Source organism: Pedobacter sp. GW821-FHT01D05, from assembly GCF_059422505.1.
In genome coordinates, this window is the sequence record NZ_JBWKXA010000006.1 from 307,832 (window position 1) to 330,713 (window position 22,882).

A 22,882-nucleotide genomic window follows, 5' to 3' on the forward strand; every position below is an offset into this window, starting at 1 on the left:
AGATAAATTTAGCGCATATTCTGCTAACCTGCGGTTATTTTGTAAACTATTTAGCAGCAACCCTCCAAATTATGCCACTAACATCATCGGCAACCAGTAATGCTCCATCGGGCGTCAGGGTAACGCCAACAGGCCTGCCATAAACTTCGGCCTTATCTGCATCAGCTACAAAACCAGTTAAAAAGTCCTCTGGTTTGCCTGCTGGCTTTCCATCTTTAAAGGGCACAAATGCAACTTTGTATCCGGAAATGGCAGAGCGGTTCCATGATCCATGCTGACCTATAAATGCACCTCCCTGATATTTTTGAGGGAATTTTGTGCCTTTGTAAAAAGCTAAGCCCAAAGAGGCGGTATGCGCACCTACAGCAACATCAGGCACAATTGCTTTTTTAACCAGCTCCGGGTTTTTACCTTTTAAACGGGGATCTTCATTTTGACCAAAATAAGAATATGGCCAACCATAGAAACCGCCAGGTTTAACACTGGTGATGTAATCGGGAACAAGATCATCTCCCAATCCATCGCGCTCATTTACAGCTGTCCAAAGCATATTTGTAGCTGGTGCCCAATCCATTCCCACGGGGTTGCGCAAACCACTCGCATAAATTTTCTCACCAGTTCCATCTGTGCTGATTTCCAGGATATTAGCTCTTCTTGCTTCGTTTTCCATGCCATTTTCACCAACATTACTGCCCGATCCAACGGTAATATAAATTTTGCTTTTATCTGCATTGGCAATTAAATTTCTCGTCCAATGATTATTATATCCACCAGCTGGGAGACTCAGGATCTTTTTGCCTGTAGCGTTGATTTTCGTATCACCTGTTTTATAAGGAAATTGCCACAAGCCATCGGTATTGGCTACATAAAATGAATTGCCAATAATCAGCATTCCGAAAGGCTGATTGAGCCCGTTCAAAAAAGTGGTAACAGTTTCTGGCTTGCCATCTTTATTTTCATCGCGGTATAGTAAAATCGTATTGGCACTTTTACCAGGTACTTCAGATTTAGCTTTGCCGGTTACTGCGTTGGCAACGGCCTCTGCAGTACTTCTTTCTGAATTGGAAAGGGCCACAAGTACATCCCCGTTTGGAGCTATATATGTGTTGCGCGGGCTTTTAATATTTGAAGCAAATCTGGTTACCACAAAACCCGCTGGGGCAACTGGCGTTTTACCTTCAGGCCAATCGATAACCTTACTAAATTTACTTTTGGCTGCGTTGGTATCTGGTGCAGGTAAGTCTAAGGTTCCGTTTTTAGTAGTAAGTGTTGTATCTTCTCCTTGCTTTTGCGAACCTGAATCAGACCGACATCCGAAAAAAATAATGGATGAAAGTATTGCTGTGCAGAAAATTTTATTTTTCATGTTAACCCGTTTTGATAAAGGAAATTAGTTCAGAAAAATATAACATCAAAAACGGACAGATGGTTTGCCCTTGTACAAAGATCATTATAAACAATAAAAGGAAAGTACCCTGAAGTACCTTCCTGGAGAGCGCATACTATTTTCCCTGGCCCAATGCTATGGTTAACAGGGAAGTACTTTTATATAATCTTTTAAATTGAGATATTGATTGAGCAACAAAAATCTGATCACCGAAAAGACGATCCGTTTTTAGAGTTATGGGAGTGTAGCAAAGGAATTTGAGCATAAATTTCCAGTTGTTAATTTGAAAACGATTAATTAAAACTAAATTACAGCATTACACCTAATTTTTTAGTTAAATTTTGTTAAATCGTTTTTAATGCGAAGGCTGGATTTTCTTGGCTATTATTTAACCAGGTTTTCCTGTAATTTTTTCTCGATGTCTTTAGCGTTTAAGATCAGCGCAGAGAATTGAGGGTCTGATTTTACCAGTAAAAATTTTCCGTTGGGAAGGATGATTGCTGAGGTTCCACAAGAAGTAATCTCTTTAAACAATAATTTTCTAAGAAAGCCCGAATCGGTTTCTATCTCTAAACCTTTCGATTTAATCGGACTGAAACTTTTTCCTACTTCGCGGTATTGGTAAATGGCAACTTTTGGTCTGGCCTCTGCTTTTTCGAGAATGTTTTTCTGAAAGGTCCACCTTACATTGTTCAGGAATTCTGCGTTCTGATAACTAAGGTCTTTCCAGCAGTCGTCTTTATTGAAATCGTATTTAATGATAATGGTATCTTTTAAAGCAAGCCTTTGGTTTTCTTTTAAAAAAAGATGCAGGGAATCTACTTGTGAATCGGTTAGTGTTCCTGCCTGATAGCGTTTAGTTTCATCCAGATACAGTTTTGGCGAACAGCTATATATCACAAGAGCAATAACAATTAAGGCAAATAACTGCAGTTTGATTTTGTTGAGGTTTTTCATTTGTGTGAGCATTAAAGTTGAACTTTCCTGGCTAAATTTAGTCATTCAGCCAGGAAAAATCTTAAGACATAAATTTATAACTAAAATTTAAGTCTTAAACTTTTTTGGTAATTTTTTATAGTATCATCACTTAACCTTTTAATATTTTGGTTTTTTCGGCATCAAATTCTTCCTGCGATAAAATACCGGCATCCAATAATTCTTTCAGATCTAACAGTGCCTGTTTTTTTGATGTGATATCATTTTTAGTCGGTTCTGTACTGTTTTCAGCAGGTGCTGTACCATTGATTGGCTGGTTAGAAATGTTTGAAGGACCAAATTTTAACAAGAGTTCTGTAATTTCATTGAACCCCTTAATGTTTGAATAATCTATTGCTTTCTGTTCCTTAACATTTACAATGGAAGGGTTAGCTGATTTTTCGAGTAAAAATTTTACTGCATCTTTTTTGCCATTCGCAGCTGCATAATGTAAAGCTGTGTTTCCGCTTTCATCCTGAATATTAACATTAGCACCTTTTTCTGTTAATAGCTTTAACATACTTAAGTGGCCGCTTTTGGCTGCTACATGTAACATGCTTTCGCCTCCGTAGTTGTAGTTGTTATCGAAAGAGAAACTGGCCGAAATGGAAATGTTATTGGCGGTTTCTACCCATTCTAAATATGAATACATGGAATCGTCGTTACCCGAAAGTGGTTTTGCATAATTTACATCTACACCCTGGCTTAAAAATAAATCGACAATTTCTTTCTGGTTATTGGCGCAGGCATACCAGATTGGTGAGAGACCATCTTTTGAAGAAACGAATACATCGGCACCTTTTTCTACCAATGTTTTGGTGAGCATGCGGTTGGCGTCATAACAGGCAAGCAGCAGTGCCGATTCGCCTGCGTGGTTAACATGGTTGATATTGGCGCCTTTATCAATCAGCAATTCAACCATTGGCGTGTTTTTAGATTTTACCGCAAAAATTAGGGGTGAATCGCCATGTTTATTAGTGGTATTGATATTGGCACCAAATTCCAATAATTTTTGAACAATTTCTTTGTTCCGCCAGCCTGCAGCAATAAGCAAAGGCGTTTCTGCTTCATTATTTTCGCCATCAACTTCAAGACCTTCATTAAGTAGTTTTTCTAATACTTCAATCTGCCCGCTTTGAGCAGTAAGGTGTAATAAGCTGTTGCCTTTAAAATCCTTAATGTCAACTCTTGCATCTTTATCTAAAAGAAATAGTGCGGTTTGTTTCTGTTTTTGTAAACAGGCAAAGTAAAACGGTGTTTCGCCGGCATGATCTTCGTAATCTAAAGCTGCCCCACGATCTAACAAAATCTGTACAAGGTCTAAATACCCGCGGTGGGCGGCATAATGGAGGGCTGTTCTGCCTTTTTCATCGGTATAGCCTACCTCTACCTCTTGGTTGGCCAATAAAAATTCGGCTATTTTGCGCTTGCCGCTTTCGCAGGCAATAATAAATGACATCGACATATTTTAAGATTGTTTCATGAGCAGTTCTACAGTTTTTATTTTCAGGTTATCATCAGATGCAAGCATCAGAGCGGTTTGATCCTGATCGTTGGTGATAGTAATATCTGCACCGTTTTCGAGCAGGAGCTTTACTTTTCGATAGGTTTCTTTCGCTTTTTCTGCTTCATAATTTACATTGTAGGTACAAACTTTATGCAGCAGGGTATTTCCTTTATTATCGGCCCTGTTTACATCTATCTGTCCGGTTTCTAAAACAGCCTGTAAAATATCAGCCTGTTTTTCGGCAATGATATCCAATGGTGTTTTATCAGCGCCATACCACGTACTTGCCTGGTATAAATCAGCGCCATCTTCAATCAGTTTTTTAAGGAATTTGGTGCCACTTTCACTGTTCGACATCATCCTTACATATTCAAATAATAGTGTTTCGCCGTTTTTATTAACCTGATCGAAAGCTGGTGAGGCGAAATTGCGCAGCGTATCATATATGTTTTCGCTCTGTAAATGCGCCACTGCATAAAAGAAAGCTGAATTTCCATCGCGGTCGGTATGATTGGGATCGGCGCCATTTTCGAGCAGATGGGCAATTAAATTTTTCTTGTTGAATTTTATTGCGGTAATTAATGGACTTTCCTGCACCACATTGCCTTCGTTGATATCAACACCTTCGTTAAGGAGGATATCGATATATCCTTTAAGCAGATCGGTAGTCTGTTCATCGTTTAGGTTATACCTTCGGAAACTGCTTTTTACTACCTGGTGGATGTAGTTTTCCTCTGCATTGTTTTTGAAGGTGGTGGTGCAACCTGCATTGATACATGCTTTGATCAGTGCTAAGCTCACCCCGTTTTCGAAGAAATAACTTAATAGTGTTTTGGTGTTAACCTCGTCATTTAAGTTGTCGAAATGAGTAATAAATTCATTAAAAAATGCAATATCTTCATCATCATTGCCAAGGTTACGGACAATAGCCTGAAAAATGCTTTTGTCAAAACTGTCGAATTCATAGACGTCGGTTTCGATGGTTTTGTCTTTTAGCATCATATTCAGGATTTCGTACTGTTTCTCTCTCACCAGATGATCAAAAATTGATGATTTATGATGTTCCTGAATGCTTTTAGAAAGTTTTTCGCCGTTATGCATCATGCTTTTAGCCTCTTCGAATTTGCGGGCATTTAACTGTTGATCTAAGGTAGGTTCGGTCATTTTCAATTAAAAAGTTTAAACTAGATAGATATATGGTTTTGACGCTACAAAAGTTTAGCCAAAGAAATGGTTCACAAAAAAATATTGGGGTATTGCACTAAAGACAGATAAAACTATACCTCATTATGATATGGTCGTTTATTTTTTTTGAAAAGCAATAGCAGTATGCTATCGGTTAATTTCTTCCTGCTCTACCTGCTGCCATGAAAAATAGCATCCGTTCGATCAGGTTTAGTTTAGTTAGTCCTGTGCAATTAGGTTGAGTTTCTGTACCACGGCCCTAAGTTTATAGTCCTGCTCTCCGATTTATAAAGATAAAGATATGAGCAGGGCTAAATTAAAAATAGCAAATGGCCCTGCGCTCCAAAACAAATTCCGTCATTAACATTTTACTTGCTATATGCAATAAATGGTACAAACCAGAGCATAAATAACATTGCGATGTTCCTTAAGTCATTCGATTATTTTATCTTTAGGCGATTTTAAAAAGATCGGTTTACAAACCTAAAAACCGATTGAATAGTTAACCTTAATAAGCAAAATCAATATAAACATGTCAAATACATCAAAAATTATCTACACCAAAACCGATGAGGCGCCTATGTTGGCAACCTACTCACTTTTACCTATCGTACAAGCTTTTACCGCATCAGCAGGTATTGATGTAGAAACCAGAGATATTTCTTTAGCAGGAAGAATTTTGGCAAACTTTCCTGAGTATTTAAAAGACGATCAAAAAATTGGTGATGCTCTAGCAGAACTTGGTGCCTTGGCTACCACTCCTGAAGCTAACATTATCAAATTACCAAATATTTCTGCTTCTATCCCGCAATTGGTAGGTGCAATTACTGAACTACAGGCGCAGGGTTTTGCCATTCCAAATTACCCTGATAATGCACAGAGTGACGAAGAAAAAGCAATTAAAGCTAAATATGCAAAAGTTTTAGGCTCGGCTGTAAATCCGGTTTTACGTGAAGGTAACTCTGATCGTAGAGCACCTAAAGCGGTTAAAAACTACGCCAAACAAAACCCGCACTCGATGGGTAGATGGTCGGCAGATTCGAAAACCAAAGTGGCCAGTATGACTGAAGGCGATTTTTACGGTTCAGAAAAATCTACAACTGTTGCTGAAGCAGGTCAGTTTAAAATAGAATTTGTTGCTGAAGATGGGGCAGTAACCGAATTAAAAGCTTTGTCGCCATTAAAAGCAGGAGAGGTGATCGATAGTTCTGCATTGAGCTTATCGGCATTAAAAACTTTTGTGGCCAAAGAAATTGCTGAAGCTAAGGCAGCAGGTGTTTTATTATCTGCACACTTAAAAGCAACGATGATGAAAGTTTCAGATCCGATTATTTTCGGTGCCATTGTTGAAGTTTACTTTGCAGATGTATTTACTAAATATGCCGATCTTTTCAAAGAACTGAACATCGATACCAGAAATGGTTTAGGCGATGTTTACGCTAAAATTGCAGGCAACGCAAAGCAAGCTGAAGTTGAAGCTGCTTTGGCTCAGGCCATAGAAAACGGTCCGGCCCTGGCCATGGTAAATTCTGATAAAGGAATTACCAACTTACATGTGCCATCGGATGTGATTGTTGATGCTTCGATGCCAGCCATGATCCGTACTTCTGGACAGATGTGGAACAAAGAAGGTAAAGCACAGGATACCATCGCTTTAATTCCAGACCGTTGTTATGCCGGTGTTTACACCGCAACTATTGATGACTGTAAAGCAAACGGTGCTTTTGATGTGACAACTATCGGTTCAGTACCAAATGTGGGTTTAATGGCTCAAAAAGCTGAAGAATATGGTTCGCATGATAAGACTTTCCAGGCTACTGCTGACGGAACAATCCGCGTAACTGATGCTGATGGTAAAGTGTTTTTCGATCAGAAAGTAGAAAAAGGCGATATCTTCCGCATGTGCCAAACCAAAGATGCCCCGATTCAGGATTGGGTAAAATTAGCGGTTAACAGGGCGCGTTTATCAGAAACTCCTGCTGTTTTCTGGTTAGATGAAAACAGGGCACACGATAGAGAAATCATCGCTAAAGTAAATACCTATTTAAAAGATCACGACACTACTGGTTTAGATATCCGCATTCTTGCACCAATTGAAGCTACTAAATTTACTTTGGAGCGTATCCGTAAAGGTTTAGATACCATTTCGGTTACCGGTAACGTATTGCGTGATTATTTAACAGATTTATTCCCGATTTTAGAACTAGGAACTTCTGCTAAAATGTTATCAATTGTTCCTTTAATGAATGGTGGTGGTTTGTTCGAAACTGGTGCTGGTGGTTCTGCCCCAAAACATATTGAGCAATTTATTGAAGAAGGTTATTTACGTTGGGATTCATTAGGTGAGTTTTTAGCACTTCAGGCCTCTTTAGAGCATCTATCTCAAACGCAAAATAACGCAAAAGCGCAGGTATTGGCTGATGCTTTGGATGAGGCTAATGCTAAATTCTTGGCAACGGATAAATCTCCTGGCAGAAAATTGGGTACTATCGATAACCGTGGTTCTCACTTCTATTTGGCTTTATATTGGGCTGAAGCTTTAGCTGCACAAACGAAGGATGCCGATCTGAAAGCTAGATTTGCGCCGTTGGCTAAAACCTTGCTAGAAAATGAAGCCAAAATCAATGAAGAGTTGATCGGCTCGCAAGGTAAACCTCAAAACATTGGCGGTTACTATAACCCTAATGATGAGCTGGCAAGCAAAGCAATGCGTCCGAGTGAAACATTAAATACTTCTTTGGCTTCTTTGTAAGCTAAATTTGGGTTGTCAACTTTAATATGCTTCTAGTATGGAAGTTGACAACTCTTAGATACTTTGGCGTCCTGATATAAAAATCGGGATGCTTTTTTTATGAGTTGTCAACTTTAATATGCTTCTAGTACGAAAGTTGACAACTCTTTAATATTATTTCTGTCTGTGCGACATATCTATTGGATAGTAGTCTATTACCTCAGGCGCTCTTGAGCCTCAATTTGTTCATTATACCAAAATTTTTGAGTGGTAAAGTCGAGTGGCCAGTCTTGCTGTGCTTTCGCTTTTATTGAGTTATTCTCAATAGTTAGCATATATTTATATGCATCTATTTGCTCGTTAACCCAAAATTCCTGTGTGCTATAATCATCAGGCCAATCTTTTCTTGCTTTTGCTTTAAGTTTTTGCGTAATTTCTTCTTCTACTGCATCAATTATATCATTTTGAGTACTTTTAACTGTTTCAACTTCTGAAGAAGGATTAGCTTGTTGCTTTTCAACAGTATTTTGATTTTCTGTTAACGGTTTATTTTTATCACTTAAATTTGATAATACAATTAAGGATATTATTACTGTTATTCCAATTTTCCATCCTCTGGATATAGATGAATTTTTCCAAAGGGCATAAAGGCCAACTGGAAAAAAGATTATACATAAAATTATTGTTAACCAAGTTTTTTCGTACCAGCGATTTGAATGATTGGGAATTATAAAGTTTGGATTTGTGTGGAAATCATTGGTTTGAAAGGGTACTATATCTGTTTGAAGCAGTTTCGGCTTATTTTCTGATGATAATATTCTGGAGGTACTTGAAAGAATATTTTCAATATTCTGCCTGTTTTTCCCCATATCGAATGCTCCCCCAAACATAATTCCTGTTTTTGGTGAGGAAGTAATCTGGACTTTGGTTCTATTTTCTGCGATTTCCGTCAACTGTATCGGTATATTTTCGCCCCAACTGTACAAGCTAACTCCTGCTTTTACCATAAACCGACCTTGTAGTTTATCTGCGTTTTCGATCTGTAATCCTTTAATTGTTGGAATTGCAAGTAACATTGCTTCAAAAACTTTGTCTTTCGACATTGGAAATTCACTTTCCCCATTGTGATCTAAAAATGCCATAGTTTGTTTTTTTGTTGATTATATTCAAAACTACACGGTTGATGATGATATACTTTACGGTTTTCCGTAGTAAAGAGGGATGATTAGCGCAGCTCCAGTAGGATCTATTTCTAACCCAGTATTCTTGTTGGGTGAAGTAAAATACAATTGAGATATTGCGCTTATGTTAGTTGGCACTTTGCATGCGTGAGGGATAGCAACGGGAAGCCCACAGCCCTCCCGATATAAAATCGGGATTCATCGGGCGAGGACTTGTAGTGTATAGCCCGACCCTTGCGCAGCTTGGGGCACGCCCAAATAATAAAATTATTTGTCAGAGAAAAACCTTATCTATACCACATTGTTATAACCTTATAAATTAAAGGAGACCATATCATGGCAATTAACGAGAATAAAGGATCGCAGGATAAAATACACAGTACCACAGAAAATGGCGAAATCAATAAAGAGAATCTTGCTTATGATGAAAATAAGCAGAGTTACGAGCTCGATGTAAGAGGCACAGATAAAGATTACGACCACCCGATGGGATATGAAACGGTTGCTGCTGGTGCCAAAGATGATGATTCGACCTATGATGAAGCTAACCCTTATATTGGTGATGAATATGCCCGCAATGAAGAAATTGCCGAAGATAACCTGGAAGAATTAGGCATGCACGTAGATAACGGGGAGAGTGTAAAGCTGAGCCCTGAAGATGAAATACTTGCCCGTACACCCGAAGATAACCGCGATGATTTAGATGAAGAAGGTTATCCGATTAACGATACGCCCCAAAAATAGTCAATAGAGCACTGTCGTGAGGATAGTTATTTGACGAAACAATCATAATAGGAAAAGCAGGGTTATACATTTGCAATGATGCGTAATCCTGCTTTTTGTTTAGTAATTTTTAACCGAATAAGTATTGTTAGTTATCCAATATGAATTTACGGATTAACATCTAAATTAAATCTCCTGCGCAATTCGTCAAGCTTTGGATTTTTGTTTACCAGGTAATCGTACTTTTCGCGGTTGCCATAAAGCCTGTTTTCTATTTTACGTTCAACAAGTTTGTACGTAACCTCTACACCAAAATTGCTAAGCTCATTTCTCAAAAAGTTTAACAGCTCAACAGATTCTTGTTGTACAAGGTGTTCCTGTGTTTTACTTTCTACCGAAATTTCAATCAGCTCGGGATTTAAAAGCGTAGGCGCGAAATTATTTAAGATGGTAAAAAGATTGATTTTATCGGCCGCCTTCATTTTTTGAGTAAAGGCATTCCACACTTCCAATAAGCGGTCGTAACTAAAAGGTTCTCTGGCTTCGCCTGTAACTTTTTTTGGCCCCTTGTCATCATCTTCCTGTGCAACACGGTTCAGATCGTTTAAAGATGGAATAAGTGTGCTTATTGCATTGGGCTTGGGAATATTGATACTGATGGAAGTTGCAGATGGTGGCGGACCAACCCTTGGTGTTTCCTTTGGCTTTTCTTCTGCAGGAATGTGAGGTAAAACAGCCGTTTTAACAACAGGCGCTACAGCCTGGGCCGTATTTTCGCTTTCTGGTTCTGGCTTTGGTGTTTCTGCCTGTCCGGCTACGACATTAGTTTTTTTTTTATCCTGATCTACGTCAGTTGCTGTGTTAATGGGGCTTAAAGGCTGTTGTGCTAAATTGACGACCGACCGGATATGACACATTTTAATCAGTGCCAGCTCTACCTGTAAACGTTGGTTTTTAGAATTCTTGTAATTTAGATCGCAGGTATTGGCCAGGTTTAATGCAGTTAGCAAAAACGATAATTCTGTTTGCCTGCACTGATCGAGGTATTTTTGTTTGATGTTTTCGCTAACTTCTAAAAGTTTAATGGTCGATGCGTCTTTACCCACCAATAAATTACGGAAGTGCGAAGCCAGGCCATTTATAAAGTTATTGCCATCGAAACCGTTATTTAAAATTTCGTCGAACAGGAGTAGGGTTTGGCTAACTTCTGCTGCGGTTAAATAAGAAGTAAGCTTGAAAAAATAATCGTAATCTAAAATATTAAGGTTATCGATTACAGCTTTATAAGTGATGTTCTTGTTTGCATAACTTGCAATCTGATCGAACATCGAAAGTGCATCACGCAATCCGCCATCTGCCTTTTGGGCAATAATATGCAAACCATCGCTTTCAAAAGCAATATTTTCGCGTTGGGCAATAGTTGATAGGTGACTGGCAATATCTTCTACCTGGATCCGGTTGAAATCAAAAATCTGGCAACGCGATAAAATGGTTGGCAGGATTTTATGTTTCTCGGTAGTGGCCAGGATAAAAATAGCATAAGAAGGTGGTTCTTCCAGTGTTTTCAAAAAGGCATTAAATGCACTTTGCGATAACATGTGAACCTCATCAATGATATAGATTTTATATTTTCCCGCTTGTGGTGGTATACGAACCTGCTCAATTAAACTACGGATATCATCAACAGAGTTGTTCGAAGCCGCATCTAATTCGTGAACATTAAAAGAATGTCCGTTCTGGAAAGAAAGGCAATTATCGCATTGGCCACAAGCTTCCATTTCTGCTGTAGGGTTGGTACAGTTAATGGTTTTTGCAAGGATACGTGCGCAGGTTGTTTTACCCACACCGCGAGGCCCGCAAAATAGAAATGCCTGTGCTAGCTGATTGTTTTTGATGGCGTTTTTTAACGTACCGGTAATATGCTGCTGGCCAACAACGGTTTCGAAGGTGGCTGGGCGGTATTTACGGGCAGAAACAATAAAATTTTCCATCGGCACGAAAATAGGAAAAATTTAGGTGTTGTAAGATTGAAAAGTTGGAATGTGGAAAAGTTGAAATACCTAAATGATTTGTAAAAGATTAAGTAACATTTAATGATAAAATTAATCTAATCGTAAAGATTTATAAATGAGGATATTAATTTTTATTAACGCGATATTGTTTTCTGTTGCGGGCGTTTCAATGGCACAGGTTGATACTATAAATGCACAAAACCATAAATTGGTAATGAGCAATCTGAAAGAGGGAAAAACAAGTTATCTTATTTATATGACTGATTCTCTTGAAACGAAACGGACCGTAGGAGATATATGGGAAAGAACAACTGCTTTTAAAAAAAGAGATAAAAATGAAGTGGTAGAATTTGATTGGAAATGGCTTCACAATGATTCCCTTTTTGCCACAATAACGAATATCTGCGATCGAAAAACAATGTCTCCAATTTATCATTATGCTAGTTATAAACGTAGGGGTGTTTTTGCTTATGATTATAAAAATGGCCTGATGCAACCATCGGATACCGTGAAAAATAATGATGCAATCAAAAAAGGTCCGGTTAAATTGGATATTCCGATCATTTCGTGGGAACAGGATTTAGAAACTTATTCATTATTACCAATTAAAAAGGTTGGCCAGCAGTTTGATATTTCATTTTTTGATCCCAATGAAAAATCAGCAAGCTACCATCGTTATGAAGTGGTTGGCAAAGATAATTTGAAATTGAATTCAGATATAACAGCTAATTGCTGGCTGCTTAAAATTAATTACAGCCAAGACAGTTATGCCATTTTCTGGCTAACCGAGAAATCAAAAGAGGTAATTAAAATGAAAGAATATTATAAAGGTAACTATCGTATAAAAGTTAAGCAATATTGATAATATTAATGATGCAGGTTGTAAAACAGTTTATAATTTGCTTCAAATGTATTAAAACTGCCAAAAGTAAGGTCAATCGCTTTTTCGGTATCGTAACCCTGCGTATTGAGTTTAATTATTTTTTTTAACAGGTCTGTTCTTTTGGATTTAATAAAAAAGTAGATCACACTGTAGGCTGTGTTGTAATTGTCGTCTATATCATGCCCGTAAAATGAACCACTGTATATTTTAAAGAAATTTTTTAGCCTTTCGCTGTCTTTCGAATCTATTCCTGCCTTTATGCTCTTAATTCTACCACTTTGTGGATAGGAGTATAAATTTCCTTCACTGTCAAAATCTAGTGTTTCGAAAAACTCTGCAAGGCCTTCGTTTAACCATTTAGGCGATTTTTTAAAGTTAAACTGGAAAATACTATGGCTGGCCTCATGGAGCGCTACCGAAATGAAATCGCTGCTTTTGTATACAAAGGCTTCGTTAATTGCGGCAATATAAAATCCAGCGCTATTTATTGGTGCACTATACGTTTTTTGCGCTAACCGGTAATCTTTGTTTTTTCCATATAGGTTTATTTTAACAGGTGCAGTAATGTTCTCTCTTGTTTCGAAAATTTCATTGCTGAACATGCGTTCGTAAGCAATCAGTTTCTCTATCTTCTTTTGCTCGGTTTCGCTTATTTTGCAGTTAACTAAATTAATGTCAACATATTGCGCGTAAAGAGATAGGCTGGTGATGTTTGAGAGTATCAATAGTAGGAATTTGTTCATGCTCATTTATTTAATCAGCGACTTAAGCTCGTGCCTATATTCTGAAGCACTTTTGCCCGTAAACTCCTTAAACAATTTATTAAAATGGCTAAAGTTGTTAAAACCGCTTTCATAAGAAATATTGGCGATACTGATGGGTTTTTCGGCCAGAAGCTTTGAAGCATGTACCACCCTGTATTCATTTACAAAATGGGTAAAGGTTTTTTTGGTGATCTTTTTAAAATATCGGCAAAAGGATGGAACAGTCATGCTCGACATTTCTGCGATGTGCTGCAAGCTGATCTGATCCTGAAAATGATCTTTTACATAGTTAAAGATCATATTGATGCGGTCGTTATCCTGCACCTGCATTTCCATCGAAAACCCGTCGGCATTTAAAATTTTATAATCTTTGGCGTGTTCAAGTTCTTTTAAAACGCTCAGCAAGGTTAAAAGCCTATCGAATGGAGGCTGATCGTCCATCATTTCGATCCGGTCGCCTACCATACTCTTGGTTTCGCTGCCAAATGCAATTCCGGCCTTTGCTTTATCAAAAAGCTCATGGATTCCTTTTATCTCCTGTAAGCCTAAAAAAGTGGCGCCCAAAAAATCGGGTTTCATCTGGATTACTGTTTCGTTTTTGTTCCCCGTATTGGTATCGGTAAATCCGCAATGGGGGAGGTTGCTGCCAATCAGGATCAGATCGCCATCGGTATAATAAGAAACGTGGCTGCCAATCTGCCTTTTCCCGGCACCGCCATTTACAAATACCATTTCAACTTCGGGGTGGTAATGCCAGAGGTGCGCCATGTTATTGGCGTTTTCTACATATTTTGAATAATAGAATGAACTCCCGAAAGAGGGTTCAACAACCTCGAAACTTGGCTTCATTATCTTCTAATTTAATTGCACTAAAATACATAAAAAATATGCTTTATTATAACTTATGACAAAATACCCCTGTAATTGGGGTAATATAGCATAGATATTGGAAAATATGCAATCGTCTATAGCTCAGTTACCTCCATATCTTAGTGGTGTCATATAATTATTAACTCTTTAAAAATATTGGTTATGAAAAAGTTCTTAAAAATCGGTTTAATAGCAGCGTTGTTTTTTACTGCTACGGGTGTTCACGCTAACGATGATAATTTTACATTAAAAGTAAAAGGCGAAAAAGAAAAGTTTATCCGTTTTTCTGTAGATAAGGCAGAAGACGTTAATCTGTCACTGATCGGTGCAGATGAGGAAGTTTTATTTGAGGAAAATATCCATGCTTCAGCTTTCTCAAGCAAGGTTTATGATTTAAATGCACTTCCTGATGGAAACTATATACTTAAAGTAGAGTCTGAATTAAAATTGGCTAAATATACAGTAACCATCAAAGATGGTGAGGCATTGGTGTCTGAGCCAAAAGTATCTAACATATTTAAACCGGTTTATACTAAAAATGATCAGGTAATTACCCTTAATCTGGATAACCTGGATAAAAATCCGATCGAAATTAAAGTATACAACGAATACAATGACGAGGTTTACAACGAAGTATTTAAAGATAAAGCGCAGCTAACAAAAAAATTCAATATCAGCAAAACAGATTCTAAAGAATTAACCTTTGTGGTGAAGTATAAAGAAGAAAGTTTTGTTAAAACGATACAAACTTATTAAACATTACAGCTAATTGATATGGGGAGATTGTCGGATAGATAGTCTCCCTTTTTTGTTTGTGAGATATGCGACATGAGATATGTGGCGCCAGGATCGTGATGAGGTAACTTGTCGCGGTCATTTTTTGTGTTTCGTTTTATTACGTAACTTTTTCTTTCTTAATTGCTTGCGATTCTTCTTTTTTCTAATTAATCATTTGATTTTAAGAAATATATTGTTACTTTTGCATCCCCGTAATATACCTCGGGATTAAAAATTAAAAACATAATTTATAACAATGAATCAGTACGAAACTGTTATCGTTCTAACCCCTTTGTTATCAGAAGAAGTTGCTAAAGAGGCATTAGCCAAATATAAAGCAATTCTTGTTGATAACGGAGCCGAAATTGTCCAAGAGGATAATTGGGGTTTGAGAAAATTAGCGTATCCAATTGAAAAAAAATCAAACGGATTCTTCAACTTAACTGAATACAAATCTTCAGGTGATTTGATCGCAAAATTAGAGCTTGAATTAAAACGCGATGAGCGTGTGTTACGTTTCTTAACCATCCGTTTAGACAAACACGCTGTTGCTTACAATGAGAAAAAGCGTAGTGGTGCTTTTAACAAAAAAACTAAGGAGGTTGCAGCGTAATGGCAAGAGAACAAATACAATACGTAACTGCCCCTAAAGTAGAGGATAACCGTAAAAAATATTGCCGTTTCAAGAAAAACGGAATTAAATACATCGATTACAAGGATGCAAATTTCTTGTTGAAATTTATTAACGATCAAGGTAAATTATTACCACGCCGTTTAACTGGTACTTCGTTAAAATTCCAACGTAAAGTGGCTCAGGCAGTTAAACGTGCCCGTCACATCGGTTTGTTACCTTTCGTTGCTGATCAATTAAAATAGGAGGCTAGAGATATGGAAATTATTTTAAAACAAGATATTAAAGGCCTTGGTGAGAAAGATGATGTAGTTACAGTAAAGCCAGGTTATGGCCGTAACTATTTAATCCCTCAAGGATTTGGAGCATTGGCTACTTCTTCAGCTAAAAAAGTTTTAGCTGAAAACTTGAAGCAAGCTGCTTTTAAACAAGATAAAATTAAGAAAGATGCTGAAGGTGTTGCTGAGCGTTTAACTGATGTTAAACTTTCAATCGGTGCTAAAGCAGGCGAAAGCGGAAAAATCTTCGGAGCGGTTAACACCATCCAGATTGCTGAAGCATTAAAAGTACAAGGCTTTGATGTAGACCGTCGTCGTATTACTTTCGAAACTGAACCTAAATTTGTTGGCGAATATGTTGCTAACTTAAACTTACACAAAGAAGTTAAAGTTCAGGTTCCTTTTGAAGTAGTTGCTGAATAAGCATTCTTTAAAGAATCTAAAAAAGGTCGCGATGAAAATCGGGACCTTTTTTTATGGAAAATGGAATAGGCAAAATGGGTGATAGGGATCTCTATCTCATTTTCCATCTTCCCTATTCCATTAGGTATTATCCTTTTGGGGTAGTCGGTCTGATTTCTACCTTACTCGGTAAAGTCCTTGCTGGCATAGCCAATAAATCAACAATTAGTTTGCCCATATCCTCTGGTTGGATTTTCCAGGCATCATCTTCAGCATTAGGCTGGTGATCGTTAAAATGGCTCGCTACAGATCCTGGCATAATGGTACTCACCTTTACACCATATTTTCTTAAATCGAGCATAACCGACTGCGTAAAACCTGTTAAACCAAATTTACTGGCATTGTAGGCTGAGCCACCTGCAAAAAAGTTTGTACCGGCTAAGCTTGATATAGTAAAGATATGTCCCTTGTTCTTTTTGATTTCTTCAACGCTGGCTTTAATGCTGTAAAAAACGCCTGTTAAATTGGTATCAATGGTTTCTTTCCATAAATCTATATCCAGCTCGTCAATAGGTGCAAAATGCCCTATGCCAGCGTTGGCAATGAGTATATCCAATTGACCCCATTTTTCGAGTATCAGGTTTACCGCACCTTGCTGAGATTTAAAATCTGCAACATCTGCTTCAATGGCCAATACATCACCATGAGCCACCAGATGTGATGCGGCCTGGTTTGCGCTGGCAATTGTCCTGCTGGTAATGGCTACTTTATAACCTTCTTTTAAAAGGGCTTCGGCAATACCGAAACCAATTCCTTTACTTCCTCCTGTAATTAATGCAACTTTCATGTTCTTGTAACGTATAGTATCGAAAAATGTTTAATTAGATTTTTTGTTGTTCTGGTGCGGAAGCTCCATAATCTGGATATCTTTAAAATCCACTGGCTGTCCTTCACTTTGTAAGGCAATAAAACCTTGTGTAAGTGCTTTTCCATCAATTTTAATTTTCGGATCGAAACGGTTAGCTACGCCTCCGCCAATTTGTGGTTTGCTGTATTGCAATACGGTATCACCATTAATAATATGTTTAAGTATTGAATCGCCCATAACAATAAGCTCGGCAGATACCCACTGGTCGCCATCGTATGTTTTTGATTTCGAATCTAAACAATGCCCTGGAAACATACTGCCATTGTAAAAAATCTCCGTGCCTGGTGAACACATGTTTCCGGTAGGACGGGGACGGCCATCGCTTAAACCACCTAAAAACTGCATCTCGATCGAAATTGGCCAATCCTGTTCTTTAGGCATGGTTTTCGGGTCTTGGGAATGGAACATCACCCCGCTATTGCGTAAGGTATAACTTGGCGCACCTTTTTGCAGTTCGCCAACAAAACGGTATTTTAATTTTAGGTGATAATAGGAAAATGGGGTTTTATAATAAAGATGACCAAACTGATCATTGAAATCGCCATATTGGTCATATCGAACTTGTATAGTTCCATCTTCAACCCTAAAGGTATTTCCGTAGTTTACATTGTAATCGTGGTGGTGGATTTTAACATTCCAGTCTTTAATGTCTTTCCCGTTAAAAAGTGTTATCCATTTTTCAGATCTGTTATTGATGTTTTTGGTTGTACTGCAGCTCCATAGTGTAACAGCAAGAAAGAGATAGCCTAGTTTTTTCATTTGGTTAATTTTGTTTTGCACCCTGTTTAAAAATGTGAATCACAAAATACATAAACAAAGTGATTTTAATGTGCATTAAGGCTTTACCACGAGAATTTTGCATTTCGGCTTTGTTTTTCGATCACAAAAAAAAAGTATTTTTTAGCATTGTTCGAGTCTCCAGCATTTCCCATCTTCCTTCCCTTTAATTACCTTTGCGCCATGGCGAAAACCCGGAAAAGCAGAACTAAAAGTAAAGCAAAACATCCCCTTGTAAAGAAGATTGTTAATATTGCTACAAAAGTATTTTTATATTTTTTGCTGGTTTCGGTGTTTTGGGTAATCGCCCTGCGTTTTATCAACCCACCTATTACACTTTTAATGGTTCTGCGGAACATTGAGCGAAAAGCCGATGGAAAATCTTTTAAAACCGAGAAAAAGTGGGTTAATTTTGAGGATATGTCTGATAATATGAAAAGGGCTGCGGTATCTGCCGAAGATCAGCTCTTTTTAAAACATATCGGTTTTGATATGAAAGCCATTGAAAAAGCTTTTGCCAGTAACGCCAAAGGCAAAAAAGTGAAGGGGGGGAGTACCATTTCGCAACAAACAGCTAAAAATGTTTTCTTGTGGCCTGGCCGCTCGTGGATAAGAAAAGGTTTTGAAGCTTATTTTACTTTACTCATCGAGCTGTTCTGGAGCAAAGAAAGAATACTGGAAGTTTACCTGAATGTAATCGAAATGGGCGATGGGATTTATGGTGCCGAGGCCGCCGCCCAGGAGTATTATGGTAAATCCTGTACAAAACTAACCCGGAAACAGGCTGCTTTAATTGCTTCCTGTTTTCCAAACCCCAGAAGGTGGACACCCAAAAATGCAACCCCATACATCAGGCACCGTCAATATCTGATTTTGAGAAATATGAATAGGTTGGGACCACTGGATTTTTAGTCGACAGTCCAATGTCTTCAGTCCATTTATCGACTAAGGACTTTGGACTCCAGACTTTGGACTAAAACTAATCATGATCCTTATTCCACCTGATCTTTATTCCGCCTTTTTCATCATCAACAGCTTTCAGATGTAATACGATGCCGCGCATACGGGCTTCTCTTTTTTCTGATCTGGTTAGGTTTTCATCACCCTTTGGGTTTCTCAGCGGGATGTCCATCTCTACATTTGTGCCATTTCCTAAAGCATAAGTGCCTTTTACATTAAAGTTTAACGCACTGGAGTTTACCTGCATCGGACTGATTTCTACCTTATCGCCATGCACGGTAAGTGTTCCATCAAGATTTTTGATTTCTACGTTTGATAAGTTCCTGTTGGCAAAAGCAAATTTTCCTACCTTAACCATCGGGTCGAAATTAACCAGTGCGGCATTGTTCAGGTTGAAGACCACTTTACCATTAATAGATCGGGGAAGAATTTTTCCGGTGTGCGATATCCTTCCGGAAATATTAACCAGCGATGATAAATAACCTTTTAAATTCTTGTTGGTAATGGTTTTCTGCCCGAAGTTATCAAATGAATAAAAGAAATCTTTAACACTTACGTGGCTGATCTTTGAATTGATTTTAAAGCTATTTGATGCGGCTTCCTGCATAATATTTCCATTCAGCGATAACTGACCACCTGCATGGGCCACGCTTATTTTGTTGAAGAATATACCGCCGCCACGCAAAGAAATGTCGGCATCAAGGTTTTTAGCCAGGAAATTATCATAAATGGCTTTATCAACGGTTAAACGGATATTCATTTTCGAAAGCTCCAGCACATTGCTCAGCTCTTTAGAAACTACTTGTTTGTTTCCGCTCGACTTTTTCTTTGCCGTTCTTGGCCCTAAGAAGGGTAAAAACTCCTTTAGATAAAGTTGTGGGCTCGACATTTTTAAGTTCACCAATATTTTTTCGGGAGCAGTATAATACAGGTTAGCAAAATTGGCGATGCTGCAACTTACATTAAGCACGCTTTTACCCAATTGGAAGTGCCCGTTCTGTATCGATAAATCGTTCTGGTTAAAGTTGATGTTTAAAGCACTTTTTACCAGATGAAGCCTCCGTGGGATGTAAAGAATATCGGCATCGGCAATCTGTATTTTACCTGAAACAACCGGTTTGGTAAACCTAAAGTTATCAATATCAGCTTTGCAGTATAACCTTAAGTTGGCTGTTCCGTTTTTAAATTCGAAATCGTTCGTGCCTAATGAATTGTTTAAATTGGACAGGGGAAATTGCGAGGTTACCAATCCGGTAGCAATCGGGCGCGATAAATTATTAACCGTAAAAGTGTCTATCTTCAGCGGTGCATTAAAATATTTTGCTGTAAGTCTGTGGAACTTGATAGATGAGTTTTCATCGCCAATAATGCCGCCAACTGTATCTCTGTTGGTAAACGAGCCATCAAAATTACAAGCGGTTAATTTACCTGCCGGAATAGAAACCACATTATCCCGAACGGTTATGCCAACTTTGATCAAGGGATCTCCGTACTTCCCTGATCCGTCATCAACAATATTTCCCCGGATATCGATTGGTTTTTCTATGCCGAATTTTAAGAGTTTGGAAGAAATATTGGGCGATAAAAGTAAGGCAACATCTCTAAATAAAATATCATCAACAGCTATACTAATGGCAAAAGCAGATTTGGCAAGGTCTATTTTAGCGCCGATTTTAAAAGGATGCCCGCCAATGTTCAATATTTCGGGGCTTAGTATTACCGCATCCAATTCACGGCTGTAATGTGCATTTAATGTCCCGTTAAGCGTCTTGTCTTTCAAAAAGCTTCCTTTGCGGGTATTAAAGGCGAAACTGTTTACCTTGGTCATCAACTTTATTTTACCTGTCCAGCCGCTATCAGGATATTGCATTCTGCCCTGGATCTGATCAATATCGAAATTGAATAGTTTGAATCTCTTTTTGTTATCTAATATTAGGCTAACCTTATTAAAATCTATTTTTTTAACTTCTAATGCGGAAGATTTTGGTGAAGATTTTTTTTCGTTTTTAGGCTTGCTTTTAAAAATACTGGTATTGCTATAGCCTGTAGAATCGGTGTAGATATAAATTGCTGCATTGTTAATGGCAATCTGTTTAATGTTGATATTACCTACGATAAGCGAAAGTACATTTAGTGATACATCTATATCCTGCGCTTTTAAAAGATCGTGTTTATGTTGGCTCCATAAACTATCTCTCAGTAAAACGCCGTTTAAGGATACCGAAACTCCTGGGAAACTCTTAAGGAGTGTTGGCTCCATGCTGGTAGCGGTAATTTTTCCGTTTAAATTTTTATTGAGCTGTGAAAGGATAGAAGCCAGTACTTCTTCTTTATTTCTACTGATGTAAAATGCTCCTGCCAGCCAGGTGAGGATAATCAGCACAACAATAACCGATATAATTTTAAAAGAGATTTTGAGCCAGCGCTTCATAGACATTATTTGATTTAACCAATATAATGTTTTTCGTGAGCTAATTGTTTGATCAATAGCGAAAATAATGCACTGTACAACTGCTGGTTTTAAGAATTATTTTCCTAAAAGTGATGCGAGATCTGGATGAAATTGTGAAGTTAAAAATTGGGTAATGGTGAAATCGGCCAATCTATTGATGTAAAATGGATCTTCCATCAGGATTTTTTTTAAAGCCTCTTCGTCCTTTGCCAGGGCTAAGATAATTCCACCGGTACGGGGTACTTTTCGGCCCGAAGCTACAAAGATATGTTGATCGTAATATTTTCTTAAAAATTGAACGTGCGCCTCCATATGTTCATCCAGCTTTTCAAGCGGAACAATATATTTAAGATCTACAATAAACATGCTTTTTTATAATAAATGGGCGAAAACAGTACTGTGCCAGCTATTTTGAAAAGGTACTTCCCATTTACTTTCCAGCTCAGCCAGGTTCTGAACCATGTTGTTAAATACAATCGTTTCTGGCGTTACCTGTTTGATATTGACCAAAGTTTCAAAATCTTCTTTGCTGTTTACCACAACTTCTCCATTTACCTTATAGGCAATGTTGAAACGGTTAAAAAGATCTACATGATATTCCTGTTCAATTTCTTTAATTAAGCGAACAGAGCTATCAATAGAGCAACCCGTAACGCCTGCCTGACTTTCGTCAACCGTTAGGATAATAAAAAAGCCGTAGCGGATTTCCGCTTTTGCAAGCAATTCATTTCCATGTGCTTTCCACTGGTTGGTAAAAGCTGCTAATTTGTTTAAGATCTCACTTTCTTCAGTAGAAGTAAATTTGCGATCGCTTTGGTATATCCAAACTCTTGATTGTGGAGAAAAACTCATATACAAATTTATGATTTTAATTAAATTGGTGTGTTTAAAACGCTAACCTGATGAAAAAGTTTACACTCTGCTTGAAAATATCCCTTCTTTCGGCTTTTTGTATGTTTTTATGTGCTTTTTCCGACCCCGAAACCATAACGCAGTCAATCAATTTTCTTCAAAAAACATTTACTGATCATTACGATAACAGTCAGGAAAGCGACCAGGTAAAACGTTATGAGCTAAATGTTACTAACAATGGCTTTTGCCGTTATAAGCGTTATTTTAATAACGGTAAAACAGAGTATTTCGCATTTAAGCTTTCGAAATTTAAAGATATGGATTATTATGGTACAACTACTTCGGGCAAATTGTATATCCATACCAAAGGTGACGACGTAATTGTGCAGACCTATAAAGACAAGGGAGGGGATGTAGATTCGATGGCTACGCAACTGGTTATTCCGTTAAAAAATATGGAGGCTGAAGATTTAAACCTGATCCGCGATAATTTGAATAAAATAAATGCGCCGGTTTCCACTCCATAGAAATTGTTATTTTATGATGATTTTGCTGGTTTAACCATTTCTCTAATAAAATTTTCAATTTGCTATAGTTAGATAGTGGA

General features: G+C 37.8%; 22 protein-coding genes. 9 read left to right on the forward strand and 13 right to left on the reverse strand.

The window, feature by feature from the left end; all coding sequences use genetic code 11:
• Nucleotides 1–46: 46 nt before the first annotated feature.
• The 4 genes from AC07VK_RS21010 to AC07VK_RS21025 all read right to left on the reverse strand — a co-directional run bounded on the left by AC07VK_RS21010 (nt 47) and on the right by AC07VK_RS21025 (nt 5,033).
• Nucleotides 47–1,366, reverse strand: a complete 1,320-nt coding sequence (locus AC07VK_RS21010) for a PQQ-dependent sugar dehydrogenase (protein WP_492962773.1) — start codon at nt 1,364–1,366, stop codon at nt 47–49.
• Nucleotides 1,367–1,771: 405 nt separating this feature from the next.
• Nucleotides 1,772–2,389 carry a hypothetical protein gene (locus tag AC07VK_RS21015; RefSeq protein ID WP_493053048.1) on the reverse strand — a complete coding sequence of 206 codons (618 nt, stop codon included), beginning with the start codon at nt 2,387–2,389 and terminating at the stop codon, nt 1,772–1,774.
• Nucleotides 2,390–2,474: 85 nt separating this feature from the next.
• Nucleotides 2,475–3,821 carry an ankyrin repeat domain-containing protein gene (locus AC07VK_RS21020; protein ID WP_492962769.1) on the reverse strand — a complete coding sequence of 449 codons (1,347 nt, stop codon included), beginning with the start codon at nt 3,819–3,821 and terminating at the stop codon, nt 2,475–2,477.
• A gap of 9 nt (nt 3,822–3,830) precedes the next feature.
• Nucleotides 3,831–5,033 (reverse strand): ankyrin repeat domain-containing protein, encoded by a 1,203-nt coding sequence (locus AC07VK_RS21025; RefSeq protein ID WP_492955377.1) that lies wholly within the window; start codon nt 5,031–5,033, stop codon nt 3,831–3,833.
• Nucleotides 5,034–5,586: 553 nt separating this feature from the next.
• Here AC07VK_RS21025 and AC07VK_RS21030 point away from each other — a divergent pair.
• Nucleotides 5,587–7,806, forward strand: coding sequence for an NADP-dependent isocitrate dehydrogenase (locus tag AC07VK_RS21030; protein ID WP_492954493.1), 2,220 nt, complete (start codon nt 5,587–5,589; stop codon nt 7,804–7,806).
• A gap of 194 nt (nt 7,807–8,000) precedes the next feature.
• Here AC07VK_RS21030 and AC07VK_RS21035 read toward each other — a convergent pair whose 3' ends face one another.
• Nucleotides 8,001–8,927: a hypothetical protein gene (locus AC07VK_RS21035; RefSeq protein WP_492954494.1), complete on the reverse strand. Its 927-nt coding sequence runs from the start codon at nt 8,925–8,927 to the stop codon at nt 8,001–8,003.
• A 375-nt stretch (nt 8,928–9,302) separates the two neighbouring features.
• On the opposite strand from AC07VK_RS21035, the gene AC07VK_RS21040 reads away from it, so the two are divergent.
• Entirely contained in the window at nt 9,303–9,710 is a 408-nt protein-coding gene (locus tag AC07VK_RS21040) for a hypothetical protein (RefSeq protein ID WP_492954495.1), read from the forward strand.
• Between the two features lie 146 nt (nt 9,711–9,856).
• Here the strand turns inward: AC07VK_RS21040 and AC07VK_RS21045 are convergent, their stop codons facing one another.
• Complete coding sequence (locus AC07VK_RS21045) at nt 9,857–11,680, reverse strand: DNA polymerase III subunit gamma/tau (RefSeq protein WP_492962767.1); 1,824 nt, start codon at nt 11,678–11,680, stop codon at nt 9,857–9,859.
• Nucleotides 11,681–11,816: 136 nt separating this feature from the next.
• Between AC07VK_RS21045 and AC07VK_RS21050 the strand changes: the two genes are divergently transcribed.
• Nucleotides 11,817–12,563, forward strand: coding sequence for a DUF3108 domain-containing protein (locus AC07VK_RS21050; protein ID WP_492962765.1), 747 nt, complete (start codon nt 11,817–11,819; stop codon nt 12,561–12,563).
• A gap of 5 nt (nt 12,564–12,568) precedes the next feature.
• On the opposite strand, the gene AC07VK_RS21055 is transcribed toward AC07VK_RS21050, so the two are convergent.
• A complete protein-coding gene (locus AC07VK_RS21055) occupies nt 12,569–13,327 on the reverse strand; it encodes a DUF1570 domain-containing protein (protein WP_492962763.1) in 759 nt (252 codons plus the stop codon).
• A gap of 6 nt (nt 13,328–13,333) precedes the next feature.
• Nucleotides 13,334–14,197 (reverse strand): AraC family transcriptional regulator, encoded by an 864-nt coding sequence (locus tag AC07VK_RS21060; protein WP_057932549.1) that lies wholly within the window; start codon nt 14,195–14,197, stop codon nt 13,334–13,336.
• Nucleotides 14,198–14,380: 183 nt separating this feature from the next.
• Between AC07VK_RS21060 and AC07VK_RS21065 the strand changes: the two genes are divergently transcribed.
• The 4 genes from AC07VK_RS21065 to rplI all read left to right on the forward strand — a co-directional run bounded on the left by AC07VK_RS21065 (nt 14,381) and on the right by rplI (nt 16,327).
• A complete protein-coding gene (locus AC07VK_RS21065) occupies nt 14,381–14,974 on the forward strand; it encodes a hypothetical protein (protein ID WP_492954499.1) in 594 nt (197 codons plus the stop codon).
• Between the two features lie 277 nt (nt 14,975–15,251).
• Nucleotides 15,252–15,608 (forward strand): 30S ribosomal protein S6, encoded by a 357-nt coding sequence (gene rpsF, locus AC07VK_RS21070; RefSeq protein ID WP_029277408.1) that lies wholly within the window; start codon nt 15,252–15,254, stop codon nt 15,606–15,608.
• Nucleotides 15,608–15,871: a 30S ribosomal protein S18 gene (gene rpsR / locus AC07VK_RS21075; RefSeq protein WP_010599582.1), complete on the forward strand. Its 264-nt coding sequence runs from the start codon at nt 15,608–15,610 to the stop codon at nt 15,869–15,871. The genes rpsF and rpsR overlap by 1 nt, the downstream gene beginning before the upstream one ends.
• 12 nt (nt 15,872–15,883) lie before the next feature.
• Complete coding sequence (rplI, locus tag AC07VK_RS21080) at nt 15,884–16,327, forward strand: 50S ribosomal protein L9 (RefSeq protein WP_492962761.1); 444 nt, start codon at nt 15,884–15,886, stop codon at nt 16,325–16,327.
• 127 nt (nt 16,328–16,454) lie between these two features.
• Here the strand turns inward: rplI and AC07VK_RS21085 are convergent, their stop codons facing one another.
• Both AC07VK_RS21085 and AC07VK_RS21090 read right to left on the reverse strand, forming a co-directional pair.
• A complete protein-coding gene (locus tag AC07VK_RS21085) occupies nt 16,455–17,153 on the reverse strand; it encodes an SDR family oxidoreductase (RefSeq protein WP_492954500.1) in 699 nt (232 codons plus the stop codon).
• A 30-nt stretch (nt 17,154–17,183) separates the two neighbouring features.
• Nucleotides 17,184–17,993, reverse strand: coding sequence for a 3-keto-disaccharide hydrolase (locus tag AC07VK_RS21090; RefSeq protein WP_492962759.1), 810 nt, complete (start codon nt 17,991–17,993; stop codon nt 17,184–17,186).
• Nucleotides 17,994–18,194: 201 nt separating this feature from the next.
• On the opposite strand from AC07VK_RS21090, the gene mtgA reads away from it, so the two are divergent.
• The gene (mtgA, locus tag AC07VK_RS21095) at nt 18,195–18,923 is read left to right on the forward strand and encodes a monofunctional biosynthetic peptidoglycan transglycosylase (RefSeq protein ID WP_492954502.1); all 729 of its coding nucleotides are present in this window, start codon (nt 18,195–18,197) and stop codon (nt 18,921–18,923) included.
• Between the two features lie 67 nt (nt 18,924–18,990).
• On the opposite strand, the gene AC07VK_RS21100 is transcribed toward mtgA, so the two are convergent.
• The 3 genes from AC07VK_RS21100 to AC07VK_RS21110 all read right to left on the reverse strand — a co-directional run bounded on the left by AC07VK_RS21100 (nt 18,991) and on the right by AC07VK_RS21110 (nt 22,275).
• Complete coding sequence (locus AC07VK_RS21100; protein WP_492962757.1) at nt 18,991–21,402, reverse strand: AsmA family protein; 2,412 nt, start codon at nt 21,400–21,402, stop codon at nt 18,991–18,993.
• Nucleotides 21,403–21,498: 96 nt separating this feature from the next.
• A complete protein-coding gene (locus AC07VK_RS21105) occupies nt 21,499–21,789 on the reverse strand; it encodes a YciI family protein (protein ID WP_492954504.1) in 291 nt (96 codons plus the stop codon).
• A gap of 6 nt (nt 21,790–21,795) precedes the next feature.
• Nucleotides 21,796–22,275 (reverse strand): ABC transporter ATPase, encoded by a 480-nt coding sequence (locus AC07VK_RS21110; RefSeq protein ID WP_492962755.1) that lies wholly within the window; start codon nt 22,273–22,275, stop codon nt 21,796–21,798.
• A 50-nt stretch (nt 22,276–22,325) separates the two neighbouring features.
• On the opposite strand from AC07VK_RS21110, the gene AC07VK_RS21115 reads away from it, so the two are divergent.
• On the forward strand, nt 22,326–22,802 hold the full coding sequence (locus tag AC07VK_RS21115; protein WP_492962753.1) for a hypothetical protein: 477 nt from the start codon (nt 22,326–22,328) through the stop codon (nt 22,800–22,802).
• Nucleotides 22,803–22,882: the final 80 nt, after the last annotated feature.